The organism is Micromonospora coerulea, from assembly GCF_016598485.1.
Lineage (GTDB): Bacteria > Actinomycetota > Actinomycetes > Mycobacteriales > Micromonosporaceae > Micromonospora > Micromonospora coerulea.
This window is the reverse complement of record NZ_JAEMUW010000029.1, coordinates 50,134-60,059: the sequence shown is the minus strand read 5'-3', so window position 1 is coordinate 60,059 and position 9,926 is coordinate 50,134. Positions and strand designations below refer to the sequence as shown.

Here is a 9,926-nt window from a genome sequence, read left to right as displayed (position 1 = left end):
ACCTTCGGTGCGCAGGGCGACCACAGCGACGCTGCGGGCGTCGACCGGGTCGGTCTTGCGGCCCTGGCCAGTGGCGAACACGCGGGCCCGGGCGGACAGCTTCGCGGGAACGTCCACGACGGTTTCGCCGTCAGCGACCAGGCGTTGAGCGACGTGCCGGCCGATGCCGTTGCAGCCCTCGACCGCCCACAGGCGGTCCTTGTGTCTGCGACCGGCGCTCAGCATGGCCTGGTAGCCGTCGCGGTCGGTGCCGAACCGGCCCTGCCCGAGCGTCTTCTCCCGCGTGTTGATGATCTCGATGGTGGCGGAACGCTTGTGCGGGTCCACGCCGATGATGACCTGAGCCATCGTGTCCTCCCTCGATCCGACGGTGTTCGTCGACGGGAGGGCAGCGCTACCTTGAGCCGGGCAGTCCCCTCTTGAGCCTCTCACCGCCGCGGTGACCGGCGGGGCGCACGCCAGATGAGAGCCACACCAACCTGCGGTGGGCAGCCGCGATGAGAGCGACCCCACCGGTCACCTCGACCAAGCCTGGCCTGGCTGCGGTCGTACCACCAGCTAACAGGTAGCCGCGATCCGCGCGTGGCGGAGCGTGACGGCGGCCGCTACCGCTCGGCCTCCTGATCTGCCGATGTGCGTGGGTGAGCCGCTGGTTTCAGGTTGCAGTAGACGCTGGCTTCAGACGCTTGCGCTCGACAACGCTTGTTGCTGTCACCACACTCAGCGGCGGCACGTCCTTCGCGACAACGGCGCCCGCGCCGACGACCGAGCCCCGACCGATTGTCACTCCAGGGGTGACCGTGGCTGCGGCGCCGATCCACACATCATCCTCGATGACGATGGGCGCGTGCGTGATGAAGTCGTACCGTTCGTCGAGCTTGACGGGGTGTCCGGCCGTGCTCAGAGTCACTCGGGGACCGATCAGAACGCGGTCACCGATGGTGATGCCCCCGTAGTCGAGGAAAAAGCATCCCTGATTGATGAACACGCGCTCTCCGAACGATGCTCCAAGCCCGTAGTCGCAATAGAACGGGGGCAGGATGGACAGCGAGTCAGGGATGGGTCCACCGAAGATCTCGGTGAGCACCGTCCTGCGCGCGTCGAGGTCGTCAAACGGCAGCACGTTGAGGCGCGAGGTCAGGTTCATGACGAGCTGTACGCGCTCCGCGAAGGCTCGGGACTCGGGCGTCCGTGTTCGTAGGCGTTGCTCGTTGCGCACGAGGCGATCTTGGCACGGCGAGTCAGAAACTGCGTGACGACCCACCGGCAGGGAATTCGTCACTCCGTGATCGTGGGCTCCTCATCGAACGTCCGGATCTGCCGCGAGTCGCGCGCTACGCAACGCTCGGTCGGGTCGGCCTCCGGTCGTGGCACCCCTCTGTGTCAAGAGGCGGCGAGGAGCGGTGTTCTAGGCTGGGGTCGGCGGGTCCGGGAAGTGACTGTTCCGAAGTGTCGATCATGGGGATCGGGTCGGCCGCGCTGGATTGAAGAGTCGCCCCCACGTGTCCTCCCGGGCCCGTCCCGGCCTTCTCGGCGTCTTTGATCATTTGCTTGTAGACGATGTCGGACAGCCGTCGCTTGAGCGCGCGCATGGCCTCCATCGGGTTTTGCCGGCGGCGAGTTTGCGCCGGTAGTAGGCGCGGCCTTCGGTGTCGTGGCGTAGCTGGACGACGGCCATGATGTGCAGGGCCCGGTTGATGCGCCGGTTCCCGGCTCGGGACAGCCGGTGGCGTTGCTGGTCACCGGAGGACGCGTCCAGGGGTGCGGTGCCGTTCCAGGACGCGAAGTGCCCGCGGGTGGCGAAGCGGCTGATGTTCGCGACGTCACCGATCAGGCGGGCGGCGCCGCAGGGGCCGATGCCGTTGAGGTCCTGCAGGCTGCTGCCGGTGGTTGCGACGAGCTCGTTCAGTTCCTTGTCCGCGGCCTTGATCTTCTTGTCGACCTGGACCAGTTCGCTGATCAGCTCGGAGGTGAGCCGGCGGCGGGTGCGTCCGACCAGGTCACGCGGGCGGACGGTATTGAGCAGGGCGCGGGCCTGCGGGGCGGACAGGAACTTCTTCGCCCCGCCGGGCAGCAGTTCCAGCAGCAGTTGGTGGATGCGGTTGAGTAGGTCGGTGCGGGCGTGGCCGAGGCCGTCGCGGCGGTCGGCCAGCAGCCTCAACGCGACGGTGACGTCGTCGACGGTTACCTGCCGCAAACCCTTGGCGCGCAGGGCGGCGACGGCGACGCTGTGGGCGTCGACCGGGTCCGTTTTGCGGCCCTGACCGGTGTCGAACACGCGGGCCCGGGCGGTCAGTTTCGCCGGCACGTCCACCACCGTTTCGCCGTCAGCGACGAGGCGTTGGGCGATGTGCCGGCCGATGCCTCATCTGGCCGGCGTCCGGGTCGGTCTTGCTGGTGACTTGGCCGAGCAGGTTGTACTGCGAGGTCCAGGTGTTGCCGGCGGTGTGCGGTTTACCCGCCGTCGGCTACCCCGCCGCGAGCCGGCCCGCCGCCGCCGTGGCGACCATCCGCGCGTACGGCTCGTCCCGGTCGGGTGAGAACATCACAGTGCCGACCAGGTCGCCGACCCGGACCACCGCGACGAGCGTCACGATCGGATGGGCTGCAAGCGTCTCACCCTCGTAGTTCCACTGCTCCTCGCGGACGAGCAGCGCCTCGTCCCCGGCGAAGCCGGTGCCCACGACGGTGAACCTGCGGGGCGTCGGACTTCCGGGCGCGGTCGACGGTGTCGCCGTGCCGGCGCATGTCGCCAGCACGTGACGTACGTCGTCGAGCGCCCGCGGGCCCCACCCGTCCGCATACCGGTGCAGGTGTTCGTAGACGTACCCAGCCGACCCGGTAGCGTACCCGGTGAAGTCGAGGTCCGCCTGCCGGCGCAGAGACGGGTAGTCGGAGCTGCGGTAGGCCGCGCACAGGTCGGCCCAGCGCCACGTGTCGCCGGAGAACGGCTCGCTGGGCAGCTGCTTCCGCCACGCACCCGGCCCGAGATCCGCTGGCCGGAGCATGAGGGTGCTCAGGTCCGCCGCGCCGGGGTCGGGCCTGCCGCTGCCGTTCGGGCTCGGCGGGGCGCTCGTTGCCGGGGTCGTCGGGCTCGGCGCCACGCTCGGCGACCCGGTGCCGCTCGGCGCCACGGTCGTCCGGCTGGCGCCGGGGGTTGGCGAGCCGTCGCCCGGCCCGAGGTTCGCGGCCCAGCCGGCCCCCGCCCCCGCCACGGCGACGACGGCCAGGCCGGCTACGACCGCCTGGCGCTGCGAGCGCTGCCGTCCGCGACGGCGGACCGCCTCGGGGAACGCGAACGGCGTCGGCGGCTGCTGCCCCCGCAGCGGCGCGAACGTGCTCTCGAATCCGTCAGACATTGTGCGCCTCCGAAGGTGTCGCCTCGAGCAGGTTGGCGAGCGCTCGCCGGCCGCGGGACAGGCGGGCCTTCACGGTGCCCTCGGGCACGTCGGTCTCCCGCGCCACCTCGGCCACCGGCAGACCGACCAGGTGGTGCAGCACCAATGCGGTCCGCTGAGCGGGCGGCAACTGGGCGAGCGCGCCGACCAGCGCGATGCTGTCCGGGTTGGGGCCGGGCACGTCCTGCGGCGGGCCGGCCCGACGGTAGGCATTCAGCGCCGAACGGGCCCGCCGCCAGCGACTCACCGCGATGCGGCGGGCGACCGTCCGTACCCAGGCCTCCGGATCGGCGTACTCGCCGACCGTCGACCACCGCTGCCAGGCCCGGGCGTACGCCTCGTGCACCACGTCCTGCGCCTCGGCGGCGTTGCCCGTGAGGGCGTACAGGCAGTCGTAGAGCCGCTGCCTGCTACCTCGGTAGAACGCGTCAAAGCTCTCCTCGCCTGACATGCGTCCCCTCCCTCCCCGCCTGGTCGTACCCCTAGTCACGCCGCACCCCCGCCAGCGGTTGCCTGCCGGGCAGTGGTTTCGCTCCGGAGCTGGCGGGGGGTACGCAGTGTTCCGGGAGCACGGACACGAAGCTCATCCGGGGTGGCGCGTCGACGGGCAGCGGCCGCGCGGTAACCGCCACGACCGCGTGGTGAAGAGCGGATGAGCCTGCTGATCTACAAGCCGGCGAGCCGCGCCCGCGAAGAGCCACCGACTTGTGGCAGGGGTCAGTGGTGGCGGCACAGCAAGAGACGGAGAGCGGTCGTCGCTTGGGCGGGGACGACGCCGTTGCCGAGGACGCGCAGCGCGGCGGTACGAGGTAGTCCGAGCGTCGGGTCGGTGACCCAGTATTCGGGTAGGCCCATGAGCCATTCCACGAACGGCGGTGCGAGAACCGGTTTGCCGTGCTGGCCGGGTTGGGTGGGCGCGGGAACAGGGCGGCCGATCAGGAGTTGCCAGCGGGCGATGGCGGGGGCGTAGATGCCCCAGGTGGCCTTGTCGAGTGTTCCGAGGCTGCCGTTGGTGAGCTGGGCGACGGTGGTGCGCAGGTCCGAGCCGTCGTCGCCGTGGTGGCCGGGGCCTCGCGCGTCGGAGGCCTGGGGCGTCGGGAGCCGTGGTGGTACACAGCGCGCGGCGGCTGATGGCAGGGTGAGGTCCCCATGGGAGCCGCGTTGTCCGGGGCAGCCTTTCGCTCCGTCCGTCGCTCGAGGCGTGGGATGGAGTACTTGTGGCAGCGGCGGCCGGAGGCCGGTCCCGGCTCGTCTGCCTGGGGTGCAGGTGTGGCTGGCGTGTGGCGTCGGCAGGAGATCGTGTCGGGTGCGGTGCGGTTCGATGATGTCGGGCAGTCCGTACTGGTGGCCGGGTCCTTTGCCGTCACGGGCGCATGGTGTGGGTAGCGTCCGCAGCCTCTCCCCCGCTTCCGGTGCGGGTGGCGAGCAGGAACAGCCGGTCGCGCCGGTGGGCGGCGCCGATTTCGGATGCGCGTAGGCATAGCAAGCTCGTGTCGTACCCGAGCGCGGCCAGGTCGGTATGGACGACGTCGAGTCCGCGTCGGCGGAGGCGGCCACGTTCTCCACGAACACGAGCGGTGGTCGAAGATGGCGAACAGCTGCGGCGATGTCGTGCCAGAGGCTGGAGTAGGGGCCGGTGATGCCGGCGCGTTTGCCGGCGTTGGAGGTGTCCTGGCAGGGGAATCCGGCGGTGAGGACGTCGACGGGGGCGAGGCTGGTCCATTCGACGGTGCGGATGTCGCCGAGGTTGGGCACGCCGGGCCAGTGGTGGGCGAGGACGGTGGCGAAGCGAGCAGCTACCAGTGCGTGGGCTGCCCACCGTGCCCGCCCGCGAATGGGATCGGCTAGTACCTTCACCTGACCACTGCTCGCCGACACCCAGCCCACCATGGCGCAAGACCGCCAGTGACCGTCTACCTGCTGGTCACACGGCACGCAGGAACGCTCGCGTGCCGGTCTTGTCAGGAGCTTCCAGTTCGCGCCGTCCCCGTCGACAACGCCCTGACACCCGGAAGGAGCCCGGTCACCCCTGCCGGCGTACAACTCAACGTGCGCAACGCGGTACGACCGAACATGCCCAACGTTAGACAGAAACGCATGGGTGCTGTGACCCTCGTACTGGTGTTAGGACCTACGCCAGCGGAGCGGCATTCCGCTGGACACGGGAATCAACTACGCGCTGCCGCTGAGGCAGGGCACTTCCACCGGGAGAAGAACATGGCGACGGACGTGTGGGACGTCCTGCTCGAGGCGCATCGGCTCCTGTGGTCGTTCACGCCTTTCGAGCACGTCGGCCCGTTGGAATTCGGCATGACGCACGACCAGGCTCAGGCCGCGGTGCATGACGTCCTCAGTGTTACCGCCTACCAGGGCGACCCGGGCAATGAAGGGTGGGCGGAATTCTGGCTTGAGCGGCGAACTGGCGCGAGGTTCTCCGGGCCGGCGGTTACCGCCTATTACGACGAGTCGGTCGGCTTGGCGGGCATCGCGGTCAACGCGCTGCGTGGCCCGCAGGTGACCCTTGAGGGGATGCGACTGGTGGGGCAGACGCCCTCACGCCTGGAGGATGAGTTCACTGGCTACCTGGTTGCCCACAGCAGGGAATTGCGATACTCGCAGTGCGCCGATCCGTGCTCGCCACAACTCGGGTTGGTGCTGCGGGCACAGCGAGCTGGCGACATTGTGCTGAGCCGCCCAGTGATGGTGGCAAGGGCATGGGCTGACCGCTGCTGGGATACCAGCGAAGGCCGCATTCCGCGACGGGAGTGGAAGACCTTCGAGTGGTGACCACGCCCGACTGCTCGCCAGACCAGGAAGAGAAACGGGATTTCCTCGTCGGGCAGTCGTAGACCGTCCAACCTCCCCAGAGCGGGACAAGAGTCGTCAGGCGCCTGCACCGCAATCCGCAACTGCCGTCGCGGACAAGATCAGGCACACGCAGGCCCGTACCGCTTGAGTGACCGACCTGGATGGGTGATGGGTTGAAATATCAGCTCAGGGAGCTTGCGGTACCTTCTTCACCAACACCGACCAGTGAACAGGTGCAGTCTCTGTCCCATTGCCGGACGTCTTACACGAGGCGACCGGCATATCCACATTGGAGGACACGTTTCGATGAGTTCGTACACCATCACAATCGCCGCAGACGATCCCAGTCGAGCGACCACAACCCTGAAGGTCGAGGTCAGCGACACCATCCCGCGCATCACCGAACTGGTGGTACGGGCCGGGCAGGGGGACGGGCTGACCGCGCACCAGATCCCCGCGGTCGATCTGGACCTGCTCTTGAGGGCCATCGGTCCCGCCGCCAGCGGACGGCAGGCGATAACGACGTCGCCCACTGCCGAATCCGGCGAGGTGCCGGCAGCCGGCGGTATGTCCGTTGACGACGGTGAGCCTACCGCCGAGTCGACGGCGGCTCAGTCCGACGCCCCTACAACGGCTGCCGATGAGCCGGACACGAGTAGCACTGTGGAAGCTGGCGCGGTTGACGTCGTGGTGCCCAAGCAGGTTTCACCGGCGACCACGGCAAGCGATTTGAAGAAGACCAGCCGGGCGTCGGGCGCTGGCGCGACCCGCAGCCGAGCGGGCAAGGCAAAAACCGCAGCGGGCGCCAAGGCCACGCGTACGGCGGGGAAGGCCACGAAGCGGACCTCCGAAGGTGGGGCCTCCGGGGGCGAGGGGCGGGTGTACCGACGCTCACCAGCCGATCTCGAAGCGGTCTACCAGCAGGCCGCGAGTGTGACTGCCGTCGCCGACCACTACAACGTGCCGCGGCACACTGCCCAGGGGTGGATCCGCACGCTGCGTCGCCGGCAAGCCGGACCAGTTACTGAGTAGGGAAACCCGGTACCGGGTCAGAACGGGCCAACAGGGGCGTCGCTTTAAGGGGTGCGGGAAAGAACCCGACCGCGGGGGCCGTCGACGTGCTGCGACAACGCCACCACCTCCCGTGGCCATGCCGACAATCGGCATCATCGCCTCCCTTTCATCGCCCGGTGGTCCGGCGGACACCTCCGACGGACCACCGACCTTGAGACGTCATGGGAGCCGCCCGACCGGCCGATGCTCCGTCGTTGGTGCACGCCGACAGCAGCGCGGTGCAGCCGGCTGATGTTCCCCGGGTTTCGCGGAGCCACCACAGGGATACGACAGGGGATGCACTGACATCGGCCCCGCGCGACCAGCGGCAAATGAGTGTATGACCCAAGCGCGCCATCCGACGCGCACCACCCTGCTCAAGGAGGCGGCGTAACAGTTAGGGTGTCTGCCGCGTCCGGCATCGCCCGGTGCCAACCTGCCCAGGCCCAGCAGGTGCAAGGTGGCGCGCCCGGCACCCGGGGGCCTGCTCCCGCCCGTTGCCGATGCGCGAGAGGCTCAGGCGAAGTCGGGATGGTCGAGGTCGACCGTCACCGAGTTGCCCAGGTTGTTGGTGAACGTGGCCAGTGAGCCACGCACTTCCGCCTTTTCGAACGGGTTGGAGTCGGTCAGCGCCGCGATCCACATCAGGTTCCGGTCCTTGTCCAGTCGGGCGAAGAAGCCTTCAGAGCCGTGGGCTCCGTCGCCGCCGCAGACGTAACCGGAACCATCCGGTAGGGGAACGTCCGCGCCGCGAAGGATGTCGACGTGGCTTACGTAGTCGGGATTCTCGTCCAGCATGGCGTCCAGGTCGAGCGGCGGGCCGAGTTCGAACCAGTCCAGCCTCGCTCCGCCGCTGAGCTCGACGGCGCGGGCAGAGCCGTCCGCCCGGTAGAGGCCGTCCCACCCGGGCGCGAGTCCCTCGGCCCACAGTTGGACGATCTTGATGGTCCTCCCCTGCCGCCCCATGTCTTCAACTCGCCTGCTCGAAGCAGCCCTGCCAGTACAGGCAGCCATTCTCGTCGCGGTCGCGCTTGCTCGGCATCCGTCACTTTCGGGCGCACGCCTCGCGCCACATCCGTGCACCGTTGTGATGCAAAGGACTTCTCGGCGAAGCTGATCCCGGCGCGCTCGGTGGAGCTGAGGGCCTGCCGGGGGACGTGTTGTGGCGGCAACCGGAGGTACTGGGTGTAGCCAACAGCTCGGAGGCGGAGCTCGAAGTTCTGACCCTCAATGTGCCACAACGGATCCGGGCTGCTGTCTGGGGAATCATGTCGGTGAACGTCGGCGAACTCCATGACTTCGTGGAGCGGGCCGAGCCTGCCGTCGATGTTCCACGCCCGTTCGGACACGAGCGTCGCGGGCGCAATCCAGAAGGTGAAATGCGGACTCGTCCTGCAGGTTGCACCCACCGCACGATGTAGTCGAAATCCAGCAGCACCCTGGCGGGCGGAAGGGTGTCATCCGCGTACTCGTCGATGCTCACGGCATGGACCCGGCAGTCATGCCATCCCATGCTCGGGAAGTCGGCGTCGGTCCAGGTCGCCTTGGACAATCCCGACAGGCGGTGCGGCAAGGTGATCACCGGGTCAGTATCCAGCGTCGCCTCGTAGCGCCGATTGCCGAACTCGTCAGACCTCGGTGGCGGCGGGCGGGATGCTCCACCGCAGTACGGCCTTGCCCGCGACGTGCTCCAGAGTCAGCGGGTACACCTGTCCAAACGACCTGCCTGCTTTGAATCGCTGAAGTTCGCTCGGTGCCCAGCCAACACAAAGGATCGGGCAGCCGGCTACCTCGATCACTCCGGCGCCGAGGGGATCCTGCCAGCCGGCTCGCCATCCGAGATGGTGATGGCTGTGTAGGTCGACGGACGCCATGTGCGAAGTGACCCCGCGCGACCGCCCACCGGTTGATCGCCACCGCCCGCTCATGCGCGACTTCGACGGGTAGATCCAACCAGCCGTGCAGGCGGTTGGTGTGGAGCGCCGGAATCGGTTGCGCACCGAAGTGCGTCCAAGCCTCCTCATCGCCTTTGCCCCAGATTCGCAGGTCAGCTAACCCGTCAACAGTGCGCGCCATCGGCAGGAAGCCGAACCATGAGTCAAGCGCGACCGCGTCACCGATGACCATCCCGGACGGGTCCACGGGCAGATCACCCAGCACCACCGGTTCCCTTCCGGCTGACACCGCCGACCACGGCAGGTTCAGGTCGATGTCGAGCGTGGCTATGGTGTCGATTGCCTCGAATGTACCGGGCCGGGTGCGCGCAGTCACCGCCAACGCTCCGGGTCCGGCCGGCACAGCGACCGCCTCGGCGAGCCAGTCCTGCAGGTGGGCGCCGCCCGTATCCGCCGCCCGCATCGCACGAACCGACAACGGATCCCCAAGGCCAGCCCACTGATCGAGAAACCCGCCGCACGCCAGCACTACCGTCCGCGACGGCACCACCACCCAACCCAGTGCCACGGTCATCGACGCGGAACCATCACTGCTGTTCATCGCTGCGATCATCACACCCCATGGGCTTCTGGGGCATCCGCTCATCGGCAGGACCGGACGGCCTCGGGGCCGCGGTCGCTTACTAAGGTGACGCCCGGTCGGCGGCATAGACAGGGCGTTCGATCAGCAGTACGCCCTGTCCGTCCCGTCAGTTAGCGATCTGCCGTTGAC

At 68.5% G+C, this 9,926-nt stretch carries 9 protein-coding genes and 1 pseudogene; 2 read left to right on the top strand and 8 right to left on the bottom strand.

Annotation, left to right across the window (positions count from 1 at the left end; all coding sequences use genetic code 11):
- From I8N68_RS27775 to I8N68_RS27740, 6 genes and pseudogenes are all read right to left on the bottom strand, one after another.
- On the bottom strand, positions 1-348 hold a 348-nt coding region (locus tag I8N68_RS27775; protein WP_200215456.1), incomplete at its 3' end, for an IS110 family transposase.
- A gap of 307 nt (positions 349-655) precedes the next feature.
- The gene (locus I8N68_RS27770; RefSeq protein WP_200215455.1) at positions 656-1,219 is read right to left on the bottom strand and encodes a sugar O-acetyltransferase; all 564 of its coding nucleotides are present in this window, start codon (positions 1,217-1,219) and stop codon (positions 656-658) included.
- Between the two features lie 324 nt (positions 1,220-1,543).
- Entirely contained in the window at positions 1,544-2,317 is a 774-nt protein-coding gene (locus I8N68_RS27765) for a transposase (protein WP_307813001.1), read from the bottom strand.
- Positions 2,318-2,468: 151 nt separating this feature from the next.
- Complete coding sequence (locus tag I8N68_RS27755) at positions 2,469-3,359, bottom strand: hypothetical protein (RefSeq protein WP_200215454.1); 891 nt, start codon at positions 3,357-3,359, stop codon at positions 2,469-2,471.
- Positions 3,352-3,849, bottom strand: coding sequence for an RNA polymerase sigma factor (locus tag I8N68_RS27750; RefSeq protein WP_200215453.1), 498 nt, complete (start codon positions 3,847-3,849; stop codon positions 3,352-3,354). The genes I8N68_RS27755 and I8N68_RS27750 overlap by 8 nt, the downstream gene beginning before the upstream one ends.
- Positions 3,850-4,761: 912 nt before the next feature.
- Positions 4,762-5,288: pseudogene (locus I8N68_RS27740) on the bottom strand (DNA cytosine methyltransferase).
- 327 nt (positions 5,289-5,615) lie between these two features.
- Between I8N68_RS27740 and I8N68_RS27735 the strand changes: the two are divergent.
- Both I8N68_RS27735 and I8N68_RS27730 read left to right on the top strand, forming a co-directional pair.
- On the top strand, positions 5,616-6,185 hold the full coding sequence (locus I8N68_RS27735) for a hypothetical protein (RefSeq protein ID WP_200215452.1): 570 nt from the start codon (positions 5,616-5,618) through the stop codon (positions 6,183-6,185).
- Positions 6,186-6,512: 327 nt separating this feature from the next.
- The gene (locus I8N68_RS27730) at positions 6,513-7,238 is read left to right on the top strand and encodes a hypothetical protein (protein WP_200215451.1); all 726 of its coding nucleotides are present in this window, start codon (positions 6,513-6,515) and stop codon (positions 7,236-7,238) included.
- A 537-nt stretch (positions 7,239-7,775) separates the two neighbouring features.
- Here the strand turns inward: I8N68_RS27730 and I8N68_RS27725 are convergent.
- The gene (locus I8N68_RS27725; RefSeq protein WP_200215450.1) at positions 7,776-8,225 is read right to left on the bottom strand and encodes a hypothetical protein; all 450 of its coding nucleotides are present in this window, start codon (positions 8,223-8,225) and stop codon (positions 7,776-7,778) included.
- A 612-nt stretch (positions 8,226-8,837) separates the two neighbouring features.
- Positions 8,838-9,755, bottom strand: coding sequence for a hypothetical protein (locus I8N68_RS27720; RefSeq protein ID WP_200215449.1), 918 nt, complete (start codon positions 9,753-9,755; stop codon positions 8,838-8,840).
- Positions 9,756-9,926 lie beyond the last annotated feature (171 nt).

Excerpts from the sequence above, each read along its gene's own strand:
- I8N68_RS27755 (WP_200215454.1), bottom strand. The coding sequence starts at position 3,359 with ATGTCTGACGGATTCGAGAGCACGTTCGCGCCGCTGCGGGGGCAGCAG.
- I8N68_RS27750 (WP_200215453.1), bottom strand. The coding sequence starts at position 3,849 with ATGTCAGGCGAGGAGAGCTTTGACGCGTTCTACCGAGGTAGCAGGCAG.
- I8N68_RS27735 (WP_200215452.1), top strand. The coding sequence starts at position 5,616 with ATGGCGACGGACGTGTGGGACGTCCTGCTCGAGGCGCATCGGCTCCTG.
- I8N68_RS27730 (WP_200215451.1), top strand. The coding sequence starts at position 6,513 with ATGAGTTCGTACACCATCACAATCGCCGCAGACGATCCCAGTCGAGCG.
- I8N68_RS27725 (WP_200215450.1), bottom strand. The coding sequence starts at position 8,225 with ATGGGGCGGCAGGGGAGGACCATCAAGATCGTCCAACTGTGGGCCGAG.
- I8N68_RS27720 (WP_200215449.1), bottom strand. The coding sequence starts at position 9,755 with ATGAACAGCAGTGATGGTTCCGCGTCGATGACCGTGGCACTGGGTTGG.